The organism is Ancylomarina sp. YFZ004, assembly GCF_054254355.1.
In genome coordinates this window covers 300,020-323,150 of the sequence record NZ_JBTCHQ010000003.1, presented here as the reverse complement: position 1 = coordinate 323,150, position 23,131 = coordinate 300,020, and the positions used below count along the sequence as shown (strand labels likewise).

The window sequence follows — 23,131 nt, the reverse complement described above, 5'->3', positions numbered from 1 at the left end:
AGTTATTCAAAATAACGGAATATGGAATTGTGACTGAGATGATTCAGCAGAAGGTGTCTTTAAATAAATGCATATTTACGAGGGGGGGGACAAATAAGGGTGTATTTATTCATTTTAAGCGTCATAATGCCGATGTGGAAGTAGTCTACGAGTTTTTAATTGGATTCTGTTGGGACTACAATCAAAATCATTTAAACACTTCATGGGATACAACTCACCCGAGCAACATTAATGTCGCTCGGAGAATTGATGGTTTATTTTATACATATTGATACATCCCTTCAATCTTACTCATCTCATTTGAGATAAGCTTCTCGCCAGCTCTAGCGTAGTTTTCCGTCATTCTTGTGTTGGTATGTCCCATCATCTTAGAAATAGCCTTAATGTTGAGATTATTGCCTAAGGTAACAGTTGTTGCAAATGTATGTCTGGCTGAGTGAGTACTTAAGTTTTTGTTGATACCACATAGGTCTGCTATCTCCTTTAAATAAGCATTCATCTTTTGATTACTGGGTACAGGCAATAACTTTTGCTGAATCTTACAAATTGGATAATTTTTGTATTTGGTAAGAATTGCTTTTGGAACATCATAAAGGGGTATTTCAAATTCGACTTTAGTTTTTTGCCTTTTACTTTTTATCCATTGATTACCCTCTATGCCTTTTACAATGTGTTCTTGGCTAATAGATTTTACATCTGAAAAAGCTAATCCTGTAAAGCAACAAAACAGATAGAGATCTTTAATAATTTCAAGACGTTTGATTTCGAAGCTTTTCTCCATCAATTTCTTCAACTCTTCATCATTTAAATACTCTTTATCAACCTTCTCCATCTTAAACTTGATCTTTGCAAAAGGATCTGATCTCATCCATTCATTTGCAAGAGCCCAGTTCGTTATCTTCTTAAAATTCTTAAGATATTTAAAAGAGGTATTGGTTGAGCATTTTCGTTCTGTTCGAAAGTAATGTTCAAAATCAGCAATAAACTGATGGTTGACTTTATTAAGAGGTAAATCTTTTGAGTTGTATTGTATTTTAATGAAGTCTTGAGTGTGTTTTAAACAGGTTCTGTACCGCTCTACTGTGCCTTCTGCCATATCTATACCAATACGGTTTTCACATCTCTCATTATGCTTCTGAAATATGCTAATAATGCTATGATCATCATTCTCCTGATTTAAGCAGGCTTTTACATTTTTACAACTAAGATCTTCTTGAATTTCAAGATCATTAATGATTTTCAAGAGTTTATCATCCATAAAATGAATGTATCGATTGTTCTCCTTTGCTTTAAGAGAATTGCCTTTACATTTTCCTTTATTGGAATCCCAGAATTTAGAATCGATACTTCTTTTAAGAGATATATCTAATCGTTGACCATCGACGGTAATTCTTACAAAGATCGGAGATTCTCCGTTTTTGAGTTTGGTAGTTTTTCTTGCAAAGAATAAAATAGAAGTAGTTTGTCTCATTTTTACTAGTTTTTAAGTGTTTTAAAACGATTTTCAAAACTAGCAAACGAGTGGTTTTTTGATGGAGCAAAAGGGTGTATCGTAGTGTATTAGAACCTGAGTGAGGTGTAGCGTTTTCAAGCTTTCTAATCTACACCTTACGCAACACCATTTTATTGTAGGTTTAGGTGTTTAATTGCGTTGGTACTAAATGAAGAAAGCCTTGTAAACGTTAGGTTTACAAGGCTTTTCTTTCTGTTGCATTTCTGCATGGCGGAGAGAGAGGGAGTTTCTTGTATGTGTTAAATGAGTTGATTTATAGTTGTTTATAATGATGTGATTATTTGTGTTCACTTGAGAGTTCACCAATGTTTTGAAAAAACGGTCTTATTAGAAACGATTCAAACAGCGATACAACATCCCCGATATATCATGTCTGCCTCACCTAAGAAGTTAGTTGAGGCCTATTCACAGGAAAAATATTTCAGAAGATTCTCACCTGTTCTAAATACCTTCATGGTCTATGCCAATGACATCGCTAATCACGAGCTTACCACCATTATATCAAAACATCCTCTCTAAGAGCCGAAGAAATAGGAGAGAAGGCTTTTGTAACATTCTGCATAAGATTGTCTATGAGCAAGCCTAGCCAGTTAACCTTACTAAGGAATGCCATCACTCAACTAATCTCATAGTAGAGCACTGTATGAAAAAAGATTCATTTGATCATATTCAAAGAATATTAAATTTGAATATATTGTAATCAATTGCCTAGATATTCATTCAGCTTGTTTTTGTTATTTTGTTAACTTTGAATAATACTGAAAACATCCATTCAAAGAACTAATATTTATGGCAAAGGATAAGCAAAATCTTCCTCAACGAAACATTACCCAAACTGGTGATAAGTCTGTTTACGCCGAGAATATAAATAATCTGCATATACACAATCATCCTCAAAAATCTATACAGGATTTGAATTCGAACTTACTGTATGCCTCAGTTGCTTTAAGTTCTTACAACAATGAATTTGGAAATAAAGTACATATTACTCGAAAGGAAACAGACGATCTCTTTGACTGGATAAATAAAGATTTGGAAGAAAATGAAACTCCTATAGCCATTTTAGCAGGAAATGCAGGATACGGTAAATCTGTAGTGCTACGAGATTTATTTGATAAGTTATCAGTAGCTGATATTCCTGTCTTGGGAATAAAAGCAGATCGTTTAAAGGTAAATAAGATAAGTGAATTAGCTGGAGAGTTACAACTGGATGGTAATATAAATGATGTATTCAAAACACTATGTAATAATAATCGAAGAACGGTTCTTTTGGTCGATCAGATTGATGCCTTATCTCAATCATTATCTTCCAACCGTGATCCAATAAATACATACGATAGTTTGATTTCCAGACTTAGTTTGATTCCAAATATTCGAATCGTTATTTCAACAAGAATTTATGATTTGGAATACGATCCCTTATTACAGGAGTATCGAAAAAACAAAATCTTTCGAATGTCAGGATTATCAGAAAGTGAAGTGATCAATGTTTTGAATAGTCTACAAATTGAGGTTGGTAATATATCTAATAACTTGAAAAAATTCCTTCAAGTTCCTCTACATTTGAAACTGTTTTGTCAAATTGGGAATCCAAACGATTTTAAAGGTTCGTTAAACTTACAAGCGTTGTATGATTCTCTTTGGGAAGATTACATCTTGGTAAAGCCCGAGCAAGAAAAAATTAATTCTGAAAAGTGTCAGGAATTAATTACAAGTTTGGCTAGTGAAATGTACCAAGAACAAAGAATTTTTAGTTACCGCAAACAATATCTCAGGAAGTTCAAAAAAGAATTGGATTATCTATCTCACCAGGAATTGATTATTAATAATGATAATAACAAAATCCAATTTGCTCATCAATCATTTTTCGATTATGCTTATGCAAGAACCTTCATAGAGCAAAACTTAAGTATATCTGAGGAAATAAATAAACAACACCAAGGATTATTCATTAGATCCAAAATAAAACAGGTATTTGCTTATTTAAGAGAATTCAATCCGGAAATTTACATCAATGAATTGAAGATCATTCTTTTTAATGGGAGTACACGTTTTCATATCAAATTATTGCTGATAAACGATTTGGGATTTTACGCTGAGCCATTGGCAGAAGAAAAAGTGTTTTTAAAAGAAAGTTTAGTTCATGATCAAACACTTTTTAGAATTTTTCTGGAATCATGTTTTAGTATTAATTGGTTTTCTTATATCAATGGTCATATTGGGTTATCTCATTATTATACCGAAAATAATGAAGAATTCATAAATACAATATATTCTCTTTGTCATCGACTAATAAAAATAAATCCTATTCCAATTGTTGATTTCCTGAAATCAATTCCAGATAGTTTCGAAAATAAAAACCTAGTGATTGGTCGAACACTTACTTCACTTGAATCAAATGATATCTCCCATGGTGTCGAACTTTTCAATAGCACTAAGCAGAATTGGAACGAATTTGAATACTATCATTTTCTGGATTTAGCGATGAATGATTATCCGGAATTAGTAATGAGTGAATTACAGAAAAAGCTTGAATCTCATCTTAAAAACAATAAAATACAAAATGATGAATATGTTCCTGGAGGTTATGATAGTGAAAAACTCTATGAAGATCTCTATAAAAAACACCCGGATTTAGCCATTTCTTTCTTTATAGATGCAATTACACAAATAGCATTTCATTCGAAATATACATTCTTAGATGATAATTCTAAATTGCACAAGAGCAATGCATATTTCAGGTATACACCTTTCAAGGAAGAACATTATAAAACGCATGAGAAAATATATGATTATGTTATAGAATATTTAGGTGGAAATTCTTATGATTGTGTTCAAGAATTGGTTTCTCCTCTAGTGAATAGTCCTTATGTTATTCTAATAAATCTTGCCTTATCTGCTATAATAAAGTATCCACTAAATTTTATGGTCACGATTAAGCAATGGTTTTTCTCACAGGGGTTCTTTATCAATTATTTAGATGGTGATCAACTTCACGAGTATTATATCCTTGAATTATTAAAAGTTTCATATCCTCTCTTTTCTTTTGAAGAACAAGAATCTCTAAACAAACTAATTCTTAACGCAATTCCTAAAAGAGAGAAAACCACAAGATGGCAAACAAAAGGTGTTTCTAAATATGGTTATACAAGAATTGGCTCAAATTCCTATCGCTTAATATCATCTATTCCTGAAGGGTATAGACAGAAATCCAATTCATTAAAAAGAACTTATCAGGAGCAGTTCCGTAAATATGGGGTGCTTGAAAATGAAGTTCCTAAAGGTGTTCAGGCTTGTATAGTAGGTTCTCCTCTCGCTGATCATAGTTATCAGAGAATGTCTCTAAAGGATTGGAAAAATTCGTTCAAAACTTACATCGATGATTTTAATAAAGATTGGAATAAAGGTAGTAAACTAGAACATTGTAGGTCTTTTGAAAGTCATGTTTCGAAAGATCCTGAAAAATTTATTCCCTTAATTGAAGATATCCTAAATGATAGATCGATCATCCCAGACTATTTTGTCTATGGATTAAATGGATTGAAAAATGCAAAATACGATCCTTTGTATATCGGAAAACTATTAATCAATTTTATAAAGTCAAGACGAAATGATTTAGACAGCATGTGTTTGCAATCTTTAATCTGGACAACACAATATCTTATTGCAGAAGGAAAGCTTTATCCTGGAATAATCAATTTTTTAAAAGATTTGGCATTGAATTATGAAGATGGAAAAATGCTGAATGATGACCCCGTTAATGATGGAATAAACCGTGTTCGTGGTGGTGCTGCATATACTTTAGTTGAGGCATACAAGTTAAAACAATTCGAAGAAGATATTTTTTCAACTTTGGAACAAGTTGCGGATACAGCAGCAGTACATACTCGGGCAGCAATCATATACAAGCAAGCCCTATTAAATAATCTGGATGCGGACCGCAATCTGGATCTGTTTTTAAAATTAATGCACGACTATCACCCCTTACTTTTAAAAATAACCTTGCATGACCTACACCCTTTGATTTATCTTATAAGTGTTGATTTCCAAAAATTAATTCCTTTTTTCAAAAAAGCAATTACAATTAAAGAATCGTATGTTCCAATCAGTCATGCCCTTTTAATTGCATGGTTCCGTAACTATCTAGGAAGTGAGGAGTTGTTGACTGAGATTTTGAATAAGAGTATAGAGGCTAAAAAAACAGTCATGAAAATTTGTTTTAATGCCATTAAAGAAGGGAGTTTTAAAGAAAAATCATGGCGATTAATTAAGCAATATATCAATGAGACGGATAAAGAATTAGGTAAAACATATGAATTTGGTTTTGTACAATTAAAAAAGGCAAACACAGATCCAAATATTAATTTTATTAATGAGTATCTAAAATCTCCAATAAGCCAGTATCGTAAAAGAAATTTCTACAATTATTTATTAAGTCTGACGAAATCTTATCCGGAACAATGTATCCAATGGTCTTTAAACAATAATTATCTTCCTCCACTAAACATTCAGGAAAGAGCCATACAAAATGAACCTTTGCAAGTAGTAATACAGGCCTATAATGCCATTCGTGATTTTTCTAAAAAGGATCCAATATTGGAGAAAGCAATGGATGCATTCGATGAGATGCTGAAAATAAAAGAGTATAGAGGTACAGCTATCGACGTTTTACAGCAATTAGATGATTAAATAACTATAAAATAATATCTAAATATGAATTATATTTTAGAAAACAAAGAATGGATTTTTAGCGGTATTGGTGTGTTAATCATTTCCTTGGTCATTAGTTTGATCTTATATTTTTCGAAAAAAAAGAAGCAAAATAAAACAAAGGGCAATATTAGAATGAGGAATGTCAATCAATATGGAGAAAAGTCACAATATATTGAAAAAATAGACGGAGATATTAATATTAATTAGGAGATATGACGTTATTTCCTTTGGCTGCTATATAATGGTCAAGGTTTTGTAATCAAATTAAAAGCCACTAGAAAATGGCTTTTAATTATTAAGGTTAATCTATCTTGTATGACAAGCTACACAACAATGTGCACAGCCATCGGCCTTACTATAATAATTCTTTGCTGCTGATACAGCAGATGAACAATTTGAAAATATACCTAAATCAATTTTATTTGAAGGCATCCAATTGCACCCCTCTTTATGCACTTCATGATCTCCATTGGGCTGTTCATTTCTATTTACGTAATATCTTGGCATTTTTATAAAATTAACCATTCTTGACCAAGTTTAAGGTCCAGTCAAATTACCTTAAAAATCAACATGAAGTAATTAAATACTTCATGTTGCAATGGGCTTTTGTAAAATTACGGTCTGTAATTAGTACCGTCACATTTTGGACAAGGAGGTAGTTTGTCGCTATTATTATCCAACACAACTTTTTGCCCACACTTTGTACAAGTATAAGTACCTGTCCCTGGCTTTTCACCTGTTTTTGACATATCATTTAAATTTATGGTTTCACTAAATAAAGTAGCTTACTTCAAGCAATTGTGATTTCTTTTTTACTTTCAGCCAAAAATGATATTTTTGTGTCGCTAAAAACAAAAGTCTTAAATGGCTAAACAGCAGACCGACACAATTTCTTCGGTCTGCTGTCTCTTTCCAAATACTCTGCCACAAATCAAAAACAATATGTCATAATTTCGTATAATTGTTAAGCGATACCTATTTGGGGCTTAATGTATAATTAATGCTGATATTAAATAGTGTCATCATTTCTATTATTGTCATGTTTTACATATTTGTCCTGACATACTGTCTTTATGTAAACTGTTAATATATCTATATCTCTTATATGTAGCTATATAAGTCATATTTGGAATATAGGGGGAGAGAGAGTTTCTTTCTAGTACCAAACATCTTCAAGGTATACGCCAACGATATCACTAAGGAGATGCTCAACGCCAATCATCAGCTCGTTGAAAGCTTACCACCACTATATCAAAATATCCTCTCTAAAAGTTGTAAGAATAGTAAAGAGGGCTTTTATAATATCTTAATGAGAAATGTCTATGAGCACGTATATCCAAAAAATCTAACTGAAGAGTGGTATCGTATTACAAATACTCTCTTTAGACAATGTGAAAATGAAATGACGATTAATTTACTATTTTGTGACGAGTATATTTGGTTATTATTCTCGCAGGTTCAATTTGAAAAACATAGATTTAAAGTTTTGTGGTATGCAAAATTGAAAGAAGAAGTATATTGTCGTAAAGGAGAGTGTTGATGTACAGCGCTCTAGGTGGTTGTTGAAAGAGTGATAGCTTGTGGATTTCCACGTTCCTAACATTTAAAATATTATTATCATGCATTCAACCTTAATTGAACACATTAAAAAGTTTGTTGACTTAGACGAAAATGAAGAAAGAATACTCATTAGTTACACTAAATCACATTCGTTTCGAAAAAAGGAGAATTTACTCTCAAATGGGCAAGTATGTAGGTCATTATATTTTGTAGAAAAAGGTTGCTTGAGAATGTTTTATATTAACTCAAAATCAACAGAACAAATTACTCAATTTGCCCTTGATGGTTGGTGGCTTACTGACTTTTTTAGTTTTATGGACAACAAGCCTTCTGAGTATTATATTCAAACAATAGAACCCTCAAAAGTAATATCAATAGACATTCAAGTGTTTGACAACTTACTAAAGGAATTACCACAATTAGAACGATATTTTAGAATAATCATGCAGAAAAACTTAGCAGCTTCTCAGTTGCGCACAAAGTATTTGTATGAGATGTCTAAAGAAGAATTTTACCATCACTTTAGTACTTCCTTTCCTGAGTTCGTACAGCGAGTACCTCAATATATGGTTGCCTCTTACCTTGGACTTACACCTGAATATGTCAGCGAATTGCGTAAAAAGAAATAGCAAGGTGCTTTCTTAAACCAGTTTATTTTTTTTGACTTTGAGCTTAAATACATTTGTATTGTAGAATTAGAAACCTAATTCATTATCAATAATAAAAATGTAGAATGGAAACTTCAAAGTTGGTTCAACATATAAAAAGGTCTGTCAAGCTAAGTAAGTATGAACAAGCCATTTTAGACAATTATACGATACGTACGAGCCTTAAACAGTATGAACTTTTGATTAAAGAAGGCGAAATATGCAATTCGTTATATTTTGTTGGGCAAGGTTGTTTAAGGATGTTTTTTACACAGAATAAAACAGATGAACTAACCACACAGTTCGCCATAGAAGGTTGGTGGCTTACAGACTACTTTAGTTTTATTGACAATAAGCCTACAGAGTATTCTATACAAACTCTGGAACAATCCGAAATTATCTCAATTGACAAATTGAAATATCATGAATTGCTAAATGAAATCCCTCAGCTTCATGATTATTTTGGAATTATTATGCAAAGAAATGTTGCAGCCTCGCAATTGAGAATTAAGTATTTGTTTGGAATGAGTTCGGAACAATTGTTTCACCATTTCACATCATCATTCCCAGAATTTGTGAACCGAGTTCCTCTATCTATGATTTATTCATACTTGGGTATTTCTCCTGAAATTGAATTCAAGAATTAAGAACATATTTGATTTCTTAAACCAGTTTAATTTTTCTGAGATTTATAGGGGGTAGATTTGTAGTGTATAATTAAAAATCAAATAAAACTTTAAAAATATGGAAGCTAAGGAACAAGTATTAAAAGCAATGAAAAAGGATGGAACACCTTTAAATGCTGGCAAAATAGTTGAACTAACAGGTCTTGACCGAAAAGTAGTAGACAAAGCAATGACTCAATTAAAAAAAGAGGAAGCAATTGTATCTCCCAAACGGTGTTATTGGCAACCTAAGTAACCTATTCGGTGAGTTAATTAATAATAAAACGAGAGTAAATTAATCTTTGAGATATTTCAGAATAAAAAACAAAACTATGACAAAAACAATATTTTTAGCAGGAGCTACAGGTGCAATAGGTCAGGTTCTTTCACGCTTACTAGTTGCAAACGGATGGAAAGTGTATGGAACAACTCGTTCAAAAGAGAAAGTTTCACTACTTCAAAAAATTGGTGTAGAACCAGTTGTTGTAGATGTTTATAATGCCGAACTATTAAAAGAGATTCTTGCCGATATTAAACCCGATGTTGTTCTTCACCAATTAACCGACCTTCCTTATGCACTAGATGCAGAAAAAATGACCGCAGCATTAGTTAGTAATGCACGTTTAAGAACGGAGGGAACAAAGAATTTAGTGGATGCAGCTGTAAATGCAGGATGCAAGCGAATTATTGCGCAAAGTATTTCATTTGTTTATGATGAAGGACGCACTCCACACTTAGAAGAAGATGCATTATTACCTCTTACACACCCAGTCTATGGCGAAACAGCAGAAGGTGTTAGGATTTTAGAACAACAAGTAATTGAATCGGGAATTGAAGGACTTGTACTTCGCTATGGACTTCTTTATGGACCAAAAACTGGATTTGATGCGCCAATTGCTCCAGCCTCTGTGCATGTTGAAGCAGCTGCAAAGGCTGCAGAAATTGCAGTTACTAAGGGACTGACGGGTATTTATAATGTAGCAGAAGCAGATGAATCACTTTCTAGCAAAAAAGCAATTAACACTTTTGGATGGAATGCTGATTGGAGAGTAAATAGCTAAGTCTGTTTATATAGAAGATTCTTTAAAAATAGAAGCCACAAATTCTGTAATTGAATTTGTGGCTTTATAATTGAATTTCGGTTATAATTTAAGAATAGTCCACCCGGTTTACCCCCACACAAAAAAACAAAATAAATTTGTTCTTCGTTGCAAGGTTTGTTCTGACTGAAAAGGAATAATATTAAATTTGTTAATATAAGTAAGAGAATGACTTTAAATTTTGAACACCAGCATACAATATTTTGTATATTATCATGGCAGTTTCAGTGCATATACTAACTGTCCGTGTCCCAAAAAGTGGGTGCACGGACAGGGAAACTCACGCACTCTGCCACGCTACATACAATTCTCCGTTGGCAACAATATAAATAAAACCAAGCATCGATATGAAAAGTGATGATTTATTAAAACAAATAGAGTTTATTAAAGAAATTGATAAGATAAAATATATTCAAAGACGGACGAAATTGTTTAATAGCGACCGACATGAAAATGATGCTGAACACAGTTGGCATTTAGCAATGATGGCAATTGTCTTAAGCGAATATTCTGATGCAAAAATTGATTTGCAAAAAGTCATGAAAATGGTATTAATTCACGATATAGTTGAAATAGATGCTGGTGACACCTTTTTATACGACCAAAATAAAAATCACGAGAATACCGAGGAAGAACTGAAATCTGCCAAACGGATTTTTGGTATTCTACCCGAAAAGCAAGCTGCAGAATTTATTGAAATATGGACTGAATTTGAAGATGGTATTTCTAATGAGGCGAAATTTGCAAAATCAATGGACAGACTTGAACCTTTATTGCAGAATAAATCAAATAATGGTGGGACGTGGAAAGAATTTGGAGTTAAATATCAAACTGTTTACGAAAAGAAAAAAGTAATAAAAAAAGGATCGGCAGAATTATGGAAGTATGCTGAAAAACTTATTGAAGATAGTGTTGAAAAAGGTATTTTAAAGAAGTAAATACTGTTGCTAATAAAGGCTCATATGCAATAGAGGTCGTAGTTGGGAGCTTGGCTCCTCGACGATTCTTTATCGGTCTTGCCGACCGAAGTAGAATCACCTTCGAATCCGCTACTACAGATAGCCTAAACGTTAATTTCAATAATCAATGATTTTTTTTTAGTGTGGACGAATCAGTTGATGTTGAAATGTTTTAAAGCCCGTAAGTTGTTAGTATATAGGGCTTGGTGCTTTGGGTTGGGCTCTGTTGGGACTACTACTTCAAAACGTCACATTTAATAAATCCTCAAAGCTATCACTTTGAGGATTTATTATTTTAGATCAATACTATTATGACTTAAGAAAGCAAAACGGCAACAAAAGCGGCAATACATAAAAACAACAAAGCCGTAATTCGTTATGAATTACGGCTTTTCAAAGAAAACTAATTAATTATACTATTTAATGTTGGATTAAGTAGGATAAATGATCGGGGTAGAATACTAGTTAAGATCTGGATAAACACCCCTTAAGAACCCTTTAGAATAACCCTGTTATTCCGTTTTGTTCTCTGTATGTGCCTATTAATCTATTGATATTTTTTTTTATTGTTGTCTTTTTGAACAGATTTATTCGAATTGCTAAATTGTGGAGATTTTCAAATTAATCATAGGGTAAATCCACATCAGTTCGGTATACATGTAATAGCTGCAATTAAAGTATTGCATCAGGAATTACAGATGGCCCTAAGATGTTTTATATAAATCTTTTAAGTAAATTACATGTGTACTTCTAATGACCTATTTTAAATCGAATTATTTTGACAGAGAAAGAATTCAAGCAGTTTTTTGATGAAAATTTTGACGGACTTCGTAGTTATTTATACTACAGGTCGGGTAATTTGGAATTGGCCACAGATTTGGCTCAGGACACATTGCTTGAACTCTGGGAGAAACAGACGAAAAACGAAGGAAAAAAAACGGTCGGATTTGCCTATAAAATTGCCAGTGACCTTTTTATTAGCCGATATAGAAAGAGTCTTGTTGAGGCCAAATACATCAACTCATTGGAATTTGAATTTACAGAGATGTCTCCTGAAAAGGTCCTGGAATTTAAAGAACTGAAAGAGAAATATGAGCAAACATTAGCCGAAATGGACGAAAGACAACGGGTGGTTTTTCTTATGAGCCGCTTAGAAGGTCTGAAATATCGAGAAATTGCTGAACGATTGGATATCAGTATAAAGACCGTTGAGAAAAGGATGACTGGGGCACTTTTCACATTTAAAGAAGTTCTAAAAGTACTTTATTATTTTCTGGTTTTTTCAAGTTCTTTTGAAAGTCTAAAACTCGTTGGTAATTACATTAAAATGCACGTAGGATGAGAAAGAGCAATGCAAACTTTAAAAATTTAGATAACGATTCAAGTGAATTGTTTTCGATGCTTCGGGTACCTTGGTCTAAAGCCAAAAGTGAAGTATGGGAAGACACGCTTGTTAAAATGAAGCCCCGTTCAGTTATTCCATTGAAACCTCGTTCTCTGTTTTGGCAAGTATCTGTTGCTGCTGCTGTTGTAATCACATTCGGACTTGGCTTATTTATGAAAACCTATACAACAACCGTTCAAACATTAACAGCACAACACTTAAGCACTCAATTACCCGATGGTTCAAGCGTTGATTTAAATGCAGGTAGCGAAATTTCATATCACCCCTATTGGTGGATGCTAAACCGAAAAGTAAATTTGAAAGGAGAAGCATTTTTTGAAGTAGAAAGAGGAAGTAAATTTAGGGTTGAATCTTCTGTTGGAATTACTGAAGTCCTTGGAACAAGCTTTAATATTTTTGCTCGTAATGAACGTTATGAAGTCATATGTTTTACCGGAGAAGTGAGAGTACAGGCTGTTTCAACTTCAAACAGTGTTATTTTACATCCAAAAGAAAAAGCGATACTTAGAACAGGTCAACTTGAAGTTGATGAAGTGACTAATGTTGAAGATACAAGGGCATGGTTGTCAAATAAAATTGTTTTTACTTCGGTTTTGCTAAAAGAGGTATTCCAGGAAATTGAACGCCAATACTCAGTAAAAATTACTGTGCCCAAAGGACTTACTCAAGTATATACGGGTAGCTTCGACAAAAATGAATCTTTAGACAATATTCTTAAAATAATTTGTCGCCCTTTTGAGCTTAGCGTTCAGAAGAGTTCTGCTACTGAATATCGAATCGGTAAAAAGTAAAAGTTCAATTGATTCATAATTTTACCAAGTATCAAATTTAAACAGATAGGCAAACTTTTGTACTGCCGATTTAGATATGAATAAATGGACCTTTAATAAAATATCAGTTCTAAGGAAGAAATATTTGATCTTCCTTTTTTTCCTTTTTTTGGGGAGTGTTTCACATGCGCAAGGAATTGATATTCACGCAAACAACATGGCTTTAAACAAGTTGTTGATCGAAATTCGCGATACCTACAATTTGAATCTGTCCTTTAATGATCAGGAGCTTTCTAATTACAAAATCACCTTACACCAACATTTTGATACACCTGGAGATGCCTTTCTTTTTTTAACAAAGAACTTACCCATCTCGTTTGAAAAAACAGGTAATGTATATCTCTTTTATCCCAGAAATACAGTTGAGTCTTCATCGGTAAATTATCGATTATCGGGTAGGATACATGATGATGAAAGTGGCGAAAGTTTGCCTTATACCCATGTTGTTATCAATCAGATGGGAGGTCTTTCTGATGAACAAGGTAACTTTAACTTTACTTCTGCCATTGATAGTATGTTTCATCTGAAAATTTCATATCTCGGTTACCAGAAACTCGACACAATAGTTTCGCATGGAAGCAATTATAGATTTGATCTTTCTGCTGGGAATGTCAATCTGAATGAGGTTATTGTATCAGCTAATCCAATTTCCTATTCTCAACAAGTGGGGACTCAGGCTGGTCTTATGCGAATAAACCATAAAGTTGCCTTACTAATTCCTGGGAATGGTGACAATTCTGTTTTTAATTTACTACGACTGCAACCCGGAATTATGGCTGCAGGTGATCAATCAAACGATTTAATTATATGGGGAAGTTATGCAGGGCAGAGTCAGGTGAATTTTGATGGGATGACCTTGTTTGGACTCAAAAATTATAACGATAATATCAGTGCGGTAAACCCCTATATGGCCAAAGATATTCGGGTACACAAAGGAGGATTCGACGCCCAACTTGGCGAGCGTGTTGGCGGTATTGTAGACATTACAGGAATAGATGGAAGTAAGCAAAGATCAGGAATGAATTTCAACCTGAATAACATGACGATGAACGTACTCGCAAAAACACCCATCGGGCCAAAAATGTCTGTTGTTGCGGCATACCGACAAACCTATTACAACCTTTATTCCCCTAACGATGTAAAATCGAAGGATGCTAATGAAACTCATTTTAACGGTAATAGCATTCTGACAAATCCGGATTATAATTTTCGTGATGGCAATCTGAAATTCTCAGGACAAACCGAAAAGGGCAATACCTATCACATCAGTAGTTTTTGGGGCCAGGATCATTTCTCCTATTCCATAGAACAAGCACATCGAAATACAGTTATCGAACAAAAATTGGATGAAAAGAATCGACGCTATGGAATTGGTGCTATGTATACCATGCTTTGGGAAGGAAAAGGAAGTTCATCCTTTAATATAGCTTATTCTGGTCTTCAAGCTGAAGTTAGTGATGTCCAAAATAGCTCTCAATCGATGATGGGGCATAGTATGCACAGCAAAAATGAACAGACTCAAAACGATATCACCGAACTAAAGGCCCACCTCTCCGGAAATTTGAGGATATCGCCAAAGCAGGTAATTGATTATGGTGCTGGATTAATCAGAAATACAACTCTTTTAACAGATAATACATTAGCCGAAAAACAATTACAAGATAATGAGCATGGAGCACAAGTGATGGCTTATTTGCAAAATCGTTATTCACCTACTAACCAAATCGATCTTAGTTATGGAATACGAACAGATTATTCATTAGAGCTTAAAAAAATATATCTGCAACCTCGCCTGAACATGTCGTTTAAGCCTTCTTCTGAAGTACAATTTAACGCATCGTGGGGACTTTACAATCAATTTATAGTTTACGATTCGGAGATTGATCAATATGACAATTACCAATATAGATGGATGATTAGTAATGGAGCAGATATTCCGGTTATTTCTTCCCAGCATTTAATTGTTGGAGGAGTCTATCGTCAAAATGGATTTAGTTTTAGTGTGGAAGGGTTTTATAAAAATACAAAAGATATTTCACGCTTGGTTCAGAACGGAACTCTCAATACACGATATCAAGGGAAAAATAAAACAAAAGGGATCGATGTATTTCTGAAGAAAGACTATAAGGGGCATGCAGCATGGATCTCCTATTCGCTTGCACAATCCTTAGAATGGTTTCCTTACTTTCAGGATTCTCAATACCAAAATGCGCTTCAAGATCAACGTCATGAATTTAAAATTTCGGGTTTATTTAACTTATCCCCCTTTTACTTATCGGCCAACTATGTTTATGGCTCAGGCTATTTACAAAACACCAATATATCATCAACAGATCATCCCTATAAAAGATTCGATATTTCAGGAGTTTACCGCTTTCCCTTAAAAAATATAAAGCTTGAAACCGGTTTTTCGATACTAAACCTCTTCAATACTAAAAACATAAAATACTCTAACCTGACCCAAATTCCTGAAGAAGGAGATGAACTTGTCAGCATTTACTCAGAGGCGGTTCCATTTACCCCTTCAGTTTTTATGAATATTACTTTTTAATTTAAAAGTATAAACAACTAAATTTGGGAGTTATAGCCATTCTGATTTTATTTTTTTAAAATACTTCAAAAAAACCATAGGGTATATTCATTCGATTTCGGTATACAATCAAACAAGATAATCACGAAGAAACAAGTGATATAGATTTGAAAATAATTGTATATAATAAAATCAAAAAAATGAAAAATTTAAAATTAGTTTTGAGCTTAGCTGTAATGGCAGTATTGGGTTTTACTTCATGCGAGGATTCTGATACCTCTCCATCTAATTCAATTGAGGGAACATATGTTGGCACCCTTACAATCAAAGATGGGTTGAAAAGTACGTCTAATAATATATCTGACGCAAGCCAGGATGGAACAGCTGTTGTAAGCGATTTGGGTAATGGGCAGGTCAGAATTCATTGTTTTGGAAGTGAATTGGATACAACATTCGTTATGAATTATTATGAGAACAACGATAGTATCATGCTGTGTCATGATGACGCTGCTTTCGAAGATATGTATGGCCATATGATGGGAAGTGGTAGTTCAAACGGTGGCATGATGGGAAGTGGAACAATGATGGGTGGAACAAGCACTGGCCACTCAGAATGGATGAACCACATGAATGAAGAACATTCTACTGATGATTTACACTTTGGAGGTTTTAATATGAGAAACCAGACATTCGATTACACCATTAAAGGGAAAATCAGAGATCATCAATTCCAGGGATCAAGAGAGCAAACAGACATGTAATTCAAGGGATTAATTTATAACAAGAAACCACTCTTAAATTTATCAAGGGTGGTTTTTTTTATTTTGATTCATAAATCAAATTTGGATCAGAATGACAATTGATGAATCGAAAACTTAAATTATTCTATTATTAATGTCAACTTGTCTAAATTGTTTTTCTTATTTTGTTTCTTTCGAAATTCATTACGAAATACCTTTTTGTAGAAAATTTATATAAATGGTATAATACATTTTAAATTTACTGAATGAAACAATTTAGAATTAACATTAAAAATATGGTGTGTCCTAGATGCATCATGGCTGTTAAAACTGTTCTGGAGAAACTAAACCTTCATTATATTGAAGTGGAATTAGGTTCTGTTATTTTGCAAAATGCCATAAATGAAGATGAAACCTTAAAGCTTAAAATGGCATTAGAGGAGATTGGCTTTGAGCTTTTGAACGACAAAAAAGCGCAATTGATCGAACAAATCAAAAACGAGATTATCAAAATTGTTCATCATCAAGATCAGCCTGAACAGATGGGCCATTTAACGGTGCATCTTCCTAAAATAATAGGGCATAGTTATTCTTCATTAAGCAAACTATTTTCCGATATTGAAGGAACAACAATAGAAAAGTATCTAATTCTTCAAAAAATAGAGAAAGCGAAGGAATTACTTTTCTACGAAGAATTCAGTATTAGTGAAATTGCTTATCAATTAAATTACAGTTCTAGTCAGCATTTTTCCAAGCAATTTAAATCCATAACTGGGTTGACACCTAGCGAGTTCAGTAGTAATAAAAAAATAGGGAGAAATCCAATTAATGAGATTTGAAATTCTCCAACTCTTGAAATTGTGCACATCTTTTTAAAAATTATACACACCTCTTGTGTAAACTATTTTTAAATTTGTCTTATAAATTATCTCAAATGCTAAAAAGATTCAGTCATACATTATTAGCTCTGGTGATATTTGTTGCAACAACAGGTATGACCATCTCCACGCATTATTGCGGTGGTAATGTAAAAGATGTATCTTTTTTATCCGCAGCAAAAGTTTGTTGCGATATTCCTAACGGGTGTTGTCAAGATGACGCTTTTACTGTCAAAATTGAGGATGACTTTTCAATATCTTCATATTCTTTTGATTTCAATCAATTGGAAATTGTATTGCCAATTTTAATTGAACTTATTAAGGTAGAAGCTCCAATTAAGGCTAAAGTATATTTTCTAAGGAATACTATTCCACCACCCAAAATTCAAACTGTACTTTCTAGTTTGCAGACTTATTTGCTGTGATTTAATACTCAATCTGATCTATATGTTAACTTGGTTTATCTATCTTGTTAGTGTATTTATGTAATTTGTAGTTGAGTAATAAATCATAATTGAATAACTATGCTGAATAAATTTATCCGCTTTTTCTTAGAGAATAAGCTGGTCACTTTCCTGGTACTTACTATTTTCATTTCATGGGGTATCGTAACATCTCCCTTTGGATGGGAGACTGGCATTTTGCCAAATGATCCGGTACCTGTTGATGCCATTCCCGATATTGGTGAAAACCAACAAATCGTTTATACCGAATGGCCAGGGCGTTCGCCTCAAGATATCGAAGATCAAATATCATATCCTTTAACAACCTCATTACTTGGGATACCAGGAGTGAAAACCATTCGAAGCAATTCCATCTTTGGCTTATCGAGTATCTATATCATTTTTGATGAGGAAATTGAGTTCTATTGGAGTCGTACTCGAATACTAGAAAAACTCAATTCGCTTCAATCAGGAACCTTACCATCTGATGTTTCGCCAGCTTTAGGGCCCGATGCGACTGCTTTGGGGCAGATTTACTGGTATACGCTCGAAGGGCGTGATAAGGATGGGAATCCGGCTGGAGGCTGGGACCCTCATGAGTTGAGAAGTCTTCAGGACTTTCAGGTTCGTTATGCTTTAACAGCTGCAAAAGGCGTTGCTGAAGTCGCTTCAATTGGCGGTTTTGTAAAGGAATATCAAATTGATATAGACCCTCATGCCATGCGAGCTCATGGGGTGAACGTGGCACAAATAATGGCTGCTGTAAAAAACAGTAACCTCGATGTTGGTGCTCGTACCCTTGAGTTCAACCGTGTCGAATACCTAGTGAGAGCCTTAGGTTATATCAAAAATCTTGAGGATCTTGAAAAAGCTGTTGTTACAGTTCGTGATAATGTGCCGATACGATTGAAAGATGTGGCCAAAATTAATTTTGGTCCGGCAACCCGTCGAGGCGGTTTGGATAAGGGTGGAGCAGAAGCCGTTGGTGGTGTCGTTGTTGCTCGTTATGGAGCCAACCCCTTAGAAGCGATTGATAATTTAAAAGCAAAAATTGCAGAGATTACTCCCGGTTTACCATCTAAAACATTAGAAGATGGAACTGTTTCCAAAGTAACGATAGTACCTTTCTACGATCGTGCAGGTCTTATTAAAGAAACGCTAGGAACCCTTGAAGAGGCAATATCATTAGAACTGCTCATCAGTATTTTGGTTGTGATCGTCTTAGTAATGAATCTTAGAGCTTCATTTTTAATCTCCTCTTTATTACCACTTGGGGTTTTAATTACTTTCATTACCATGCGTCAGTTTGGTGTCGATGCTAATATTGTAGCACTTTCGGGTATTGCAATTGCAATTGGGGTTATGGTTGATGTGGGCATCGTGTTCACCGAGAATATTATTAGGCATATCGACATGGCAAAGAATGTTGGAGCCAAAGGGAAGCAATTACTGAATGTGGTTTACGAAGGTACAGTTGAGGTTGCAGGTGCAGTTATTACAGCGCTTACGACTACCATTGTCAGTTTTCTACCTGTATTTGCCATGGAGGCTGCCGAAGGAAAACTCTTCAGACCTCTTGCTTTTACCAAGACGTTTACCATGCTTGCAGCTTTGCTGATTGGTTTAATTATTATTCCGACACTGGCTCACCTGATCTTTTCTATACGAGTAGATAAGAATAAGTATAAGAAAATATGGAGCATCTTTTTGATTGCGGCCGGTTTGCTGATTTCAGTGTTTTCGGGTTATTATATTGCCATTGTAATTTCTGCCTATGGCTTGAATAATTTAATGTCTGATAGATGGCCTGAAACCAAAAGGTTCTGGATAAATATCATCAACATTGCTATTACAATCGTTGTGATTGTATTCTTCCTGACAAAGGCATGGATGCCTATGGGTGCACAATACAGCATGTTTGTCAATTTCATGTTCGTTATCCTTATTGTTGCAATCATCTTAGGATTGATGTCAAGCTTTGTGTATTTCTATTCAAGAATTTTGACCTGGTGTTTAAATAACAAATGGAAGTTTTTAAGCCTGCCAATTTTGATTGTCCTATTTGGAATCACCAGCTGGCAGGGATTCGATAAGATGTTTGGTTTTGCACCTAATTTTGTAAAAGAAACAGCTCTTTACGAGAATTTAGACGAAAGTTTACCTGGTATTGGGAAAGAGTTTATGCCTTCTTTGGATGAGGGTTCTTTCCTACTGATGCCTACAACCATGCCTCATTCAGGTATAGCAGAAAATTTGGAAGTAATTCGCATCCTTGATAAAAAACTAAACAACATTCCAGAAGTAGAAACTGCAGTCGGGAAATGGGGACGTGTGAATTCAGCACTTGATCCAGCACCAACGTCCATGTACGAGAATGTGATCAATTACAAATCGGAGTACATTTTAAATGAAGATGGACATCGCATGCGTTTCAAAGTGAACCGTGATGATGCTTTTATTCTAGTAGATGGTTCGGTTTATAATCCTAAAGACGACGGATTCCGTTCAGTTGCTAAGGAAAATTTAGTTGTTGATAAAAATGGTGAATACTTCCGTCAGTGGCGAGATAAAATCAAATCACCCAATGATATTTGGGATGAAATTATCAGTAAAGCAACGATTCCTGGTCTGACTTCAGCTCCAAAGCTACAACCCATTCAAACTCGATTGGTGATGCTACAAACAGGAATGAGAGCACCAATGGGAATTAAAGTTTTTGGACCTGATTTGGAAAGTATTGAAAAGGTAGGCTTTGAATTAGAGAAACAGCTTAAGCAAGTAGAAGGTGTAAATGGCATGTCTGTTTTTGCAGATAGAGTGGTTGGAAAACCTTATCTGGAAATGGAAATTAACCGTGATGCCATTGCTCGCTATGGTTTATCCATTAAAAATCTGCAAGCGGTTATCAGTTCAGCTATTGGCGGTATGAAACTGACTTCAACAGTTGAAGGTCGTGAGCGTTTTCCTGTGAGATTGAGATATGCACGTGAATATCGCGACAATCCTGAGGCTCTTAAAAGGATTCTGATTCCAACTCCTACAGGCGTTCAAATACCATTGGGTGATTTGGTCACCCTCCATTATACGCGTGGCCCGCAGATGATTAAATCTGAGAATACCTTTTTAGTGGGCTATGTAATCTTCGATAAAAAAGAAGGATTTGCTGAGATTGATGTCGTAGAAAATGCTCAGGCCTATCTGAATAAAAAGCTTGAGGCAGGTGAGTTTGTTTTGCCAGCAGGTGTGAGTTATATTTTTACTGGGAATTATGAGAACCAGATTAGAGCCACAAAACGTTTAATGATTGTGGTACCTATCTCGTTAATCATTATTTTCTTGATTCTGTATTTTCAATTTAAATCGGTTATTTCGACTTCGTTGATCTTTACAGGAATTATCGTTGCGCTCTCAGGAGGGTTTATCATGCTTTGGCTATATGGACAAACATGGTTCTTAGATTTTTCTTTGGCTGGGATGAATTTTAGAGATTTATTCCAAGTGCAGACTATTAATTTGAGTGTCGCCGTTTGGGTCGGTTTCATTGCGCTCTTTGGTGTAGCTACCGATGATGGAGTATTGATCAGTACTTATATCAAGCAATTACAGGATAAGAAACCTGCTAAAACTGTAACAGAAGTAAGAGAACTGATTATCGAAGCGGGGTCAAAAAGAGTACGTCCAGCCATTATGACGACTGCAACGACCATTATTGCTCTGCTGCCTGTATTAACATCCACAGGAAAAGGTTCGGATATCATGATACCTATGGCGATTCCATTATTTGGCGGTATGACCATTGAGGTATTAACCATGTTGGTGGTTCCTGTACTTTATAGTATGTGGCAAGAGAAAAAAGTTAAGAAGCAAGATTCCATATAAACGACTAAAAAAATGAACATACAAAAAAAATATATATCGATCTTTTTCTATCTGTTTCTATTGATCGCGATTCCTATCTCAGGATTTGGACAAAGCGAGCTTGGGAGCTATTTAGAAGAGGCTGCAGAAAATAATCCTGGACTTAAAGCTAAGTTCAACGATTATTTGGCAGCACTAGAGCGTGCACCTCAGGTAAAGGCATTACCTGATCCACAAGTGGCATTTGCCTATTTTATAAAACCTGTTGAAACAAGAATGGGACCTCAGGAGTTTAAATTTTCTGCTTCTCAAATGTTTCCTTGGTTTGGAACTTTAAAGGCGAAAGAAAATAGTGCCATTCAAGCTGCTAAGGCAAAGTACGAAGCTTTCGAAGAAGCCAAAGCCAAACTCTTTCACGAGATACGAACGACTTATTACAATCTGTATTTTAACAAAAAAGCCATTGTTATTAGTCTCGAAAACATAGATATTCTTCAGTCTTTTAGGAAGATGTCGGAGATTAAGCTCGAGGCAGGATTGGTTTCGGCTCTCGATGGTTATCGTATTGAGATTGAAATGGGTGATCTGGAAAATCAGTTGGCCTTGCTAAAAGACAAGCAGTATGTTCTTGAAGTGATGTTTCATAATTTACTAAATGTTGAGGCGAAAAAAGAAATTTTGCTTCCAGATGATTTATGGGATTCAGATATCGCATTGAGCAAAGAAGCGATTCTCGATTCCATTCAAAGTAACAACCATCAACTCTTAAGTTTAAACTTTCAGCAACAAGCCTTAAGTTTTAGAAAAGAAGTGGCTAAGAAAGCTGGTAAGCCCAATATTAATATAGGTTTTGATTATGTCTTGACTGGTAAGGGCGATATGAATCTGGCTGGAACCGATGCCTTTGTTTTTCCAAAAATTGGATTAACGATTCCTCTTTATCGAAATAAGTATAAGGCTATGGTAAAAGAAGTGGTCTATTTAGAAACAGCTAAAGCTCTTGAACAAGATAACAAAAGCAATATTCTTGAGAGTCTCTTTGAAAAGGGTTGGAAAGACTACCGTGATGGTGAAAGACGAATTCATCTCTTTCACTCACAACTCGAATTGGCCAGGAAAGCCTTACACTTATTAGAAACGAATTATGCGACCGGAAATAAGAATTTCGAGGAAATTCTAAGAATGGAACGCAAAGTTTTAAAGTTCAATCTGCAACTTGAAAAATCTAAAGCTGATAAGCAAGCTGCTATTTCATTTATCTCTTACCTAATGGGTAAGTAGTTATAAACC

General features: G+C 34.5%; 18 protein-coding genes. 15 read left to right on the top strand and 3 right to left on the bottom strand.

Annotated elements, in window-relative coordinates; translation table 11 throughout:
• Positions 1 to 259 precede the first annotated feature (259 nt).
• A complete protein-coding gene (locus ACXR6G_RS06920; RefSeq protein WP_458360682.1) occupies positions 260 to 1,471 on the bottom strand; it encodes a site-specific integrase in 1,212 nt (403 codons plus the stop codon).
• An 831-nt stretch (positions 1,472 to 2,302) separates the two neighbouring features.
• Between ACXR6G_RS06920 and ACXR6G_RS06915 the strand changes: the two genes are divergently transcribed.
• Positions 2,303 to 6,202, top strand: a complete 3,900-nt coding sequence (locus ACXR6G_RS06915; protein WP_458360681.1) for an NACHT domain-containing protein — start codon at positions 2,303 to 2,305, stop codon at positions 6,200 to 6,202.
• A 24-nt stretch (positions 6,203 to 6,226) separates the two neighbouring features.
• Positions 6,227 to 6,433, top strand: coding sequence for a hypothetical protein (locus tag ACXR6G_RS06910; RefSeq protein WP_458360680.1), 207 nt, complete (start codon positions 6,227 to 6,229; stop codon positions 6,431 to 6,433).
• Positions 6,434 to 6,532: 99 nt separating this feature from the next.
• Here the strand turns inward: ACXR6G_RS06910 and ACXR6G_RS06905 are convergent, their stop codons facing one another.
• Positions 6,533 to 6,733 carry a hypothetical protein gene (locus ACXR6G_RS06905; RefSeq protein ID WP_458360679.1) on the bottom strand — a complete coding sequence of 67 codons (201 nt, stop codon included), beginning with the start codon at positions 6,731 to 6,733 and terminating at the stop codon, positions 6,533 to 6,535.
• 107 nt (positions 6,734 to 6,840) lie between these two features.
• Positions 6,841 to 6,990 (bottom strand): zinc ribbon-containing protein, encoded by a 150-nt coding sequence (locus tag ACXR6G_RS06900; protein ID WP_458360851.1) that lies wholly within the window; start codon positions 6,988 to 6,990, stop codon positions 6,841 to 6,843.
• A gap of 855 nt (positions 6,991 to 7,845) precedes the next feature.
• Here ACXR6G_RS06900 and ACXR6G_RS06895 point away from each other — a divergent pair.
• The 13 genes from ACXR6G_RS06895 (at position 7,846) to ACXR6G_RS06835 (ending at position 23,122) form a co-directional block, all read left to right on the top strand.
• Positions 7,846 to 8,415: a Crp/Fnr family transcriptional regulator gene (locus ACXR6G_RS06895; protein ID WP_458360678.1), complete on the top strand. Its 570-nt coding sequence runs from the start codon at positions 7,846 to 7,848 to the stop codon at positions 8,413 to 8,415.
• A 104-nt stretch (positions 8,416 to 8,519) separates the two neighbouring features.
• Positions 8,520 to 9,080, top strand: a complete 561-nt coding sequence (locus ACXR6G_RS06890) for a Crp/Fnr family transcriptional regulator (protein ID WP_458360677.1) — start codon at positions 8,520 to 8,522, stop codon at positions 9,078 to 9,080.
• Between the two features lie 97 nt (positions 9,081 to 9,177).
• Complete coding sequence (locus ACXR6G_RS06885) at positions 9,178 to 9,354, top strand: hypothetical protein (RefSeq protein ID WP_458360676.1); 177 nt, start codon at positions 9,178 to 9,180, stop codon at positions 9,352 to 9,354.
• Between the two features lie 76 nt (positions 9,355 to 9,430).
• Positions 9,431 to 10,159 carry an NAD-dependent epimerase/dehydratase family protein gene (locus ACXR6G_RS06880; protein ID WP_458360675.1) on the top strand — a complete coding sequence of 243 codons (729 nt, stop codon included), beginning with the start codon at positions 9,431 to 9,433 and terminating at the stop codon, positions 10,157 to 10,159.
• Between the two features lie 386 nt (positions 10,160 to 10,545).
• Positions 10,546 to 11,136, top strand: a complete 591-nt coding sequence (locus ACXR6G_RS06875) for an HD domain-containing protein (protein ID WP_458360674.1) — start codon at positions 10,546 to 10,548, stop codon at positions 11,134 to 11,136.
• A gap of 799 nt (positions 11,137 to 11,935) precedes the next feature.
• Positions 11,936 to 12,499, top strand: a complete 564-nt coding sequence (locus tag ACXR6G_RS06870; protein WP_458360673.1) for an RNA polymerase sigma factor — start codon at positions 11,936 to 11,938, stop codon at positions 12,497 to 12,499.
• A complete protein-coding gene (locus ACXR6G_RS06865) occupies positions 12,496 to 13,353 on the top strand; it encodes a FecR family protein (protein ID WP_458360672.1) in 858 nt (285 codons plus the stop codon). Before ACXR6G_RS06870 ends, ACXR6G_RS06865 begins: the two co-directional genes overlap by 4 nt.
• A gap of 196 nt (positions 13,354 to 13,549) precedes the next feature.
• Positions 13,550 to 15,943: a TonB-dependent receptor gene (locus tag ACXR6G_RS06860; protein WP_458360671.1), complete on the top strand. Its 2,394-nt coding sequence runs from the start codon at positions 13,550 to 13,552 to the stop codon at positions 15,941 to 15,943.
• Between the two features lie 179 nt (positions 15,944 to 16,122).
• Positions 16,123 to 16,683 (top strand): hypothetical protein, encoded by a 561-nt coding sequence (locus ACXR6G_RS06855; protein ID WP_458360670.1) that lies wholly within the window; start codon positions 16,123 to 16,125, stop codon positions 16,681 to 16,683.
• Positions 16,684 to 16,928: 245 nt separating this feature from the next.
• Complete coding sequence (locus ACXR6G_RS06850) at positions 16,929 to 17,501, top strand: helix-turn-helix domain-containing protein (protein ID WP_458360669.1); 573 nt, start codon at positions 16,929 to 16,931, stop codon at positions 17,499 to 17,501.
• Between the two features lie 95 nt (positions 17,502 to 17,596).
• Entirely contained in the window at positions 17,597 to 17,965 is a 369-nt protein-coding gene (locus tag ACXR6G_RS06845; protein ID WP_458360668.1) for an HYC_CC_PP family protein, read from the top strand.
• A 99-nt stretch (positions 17,966 to 18,064) separates the two neighbouring features.
• Positions 18,065 to 21,862, top strand: coding sequence for an efflux RND transporter permease subunit (locus ACXR6G_RS06840; RefSeq protein ID WP_458360667.1), 3,798 nt, complete (start codon positions 18,065 to 18,067; stop codon positions 21,860 to 21,862).
• A gap of 12 nt (positions 21,863 to 21,874) precedes the next feature.
• Positions 21,875 to 23,122, top strand: a complete 1,248-nt coding sequence (locus ACXR6G_RS06835) for a TolC family protein (protein ID WP_458360666.1) — start codon at positions 21,875 to 21,877, stop codon at positions 23,120 to 23,122.
• Positions 23,123 to 23,131 lie beyond the last annotated feature (9 nt).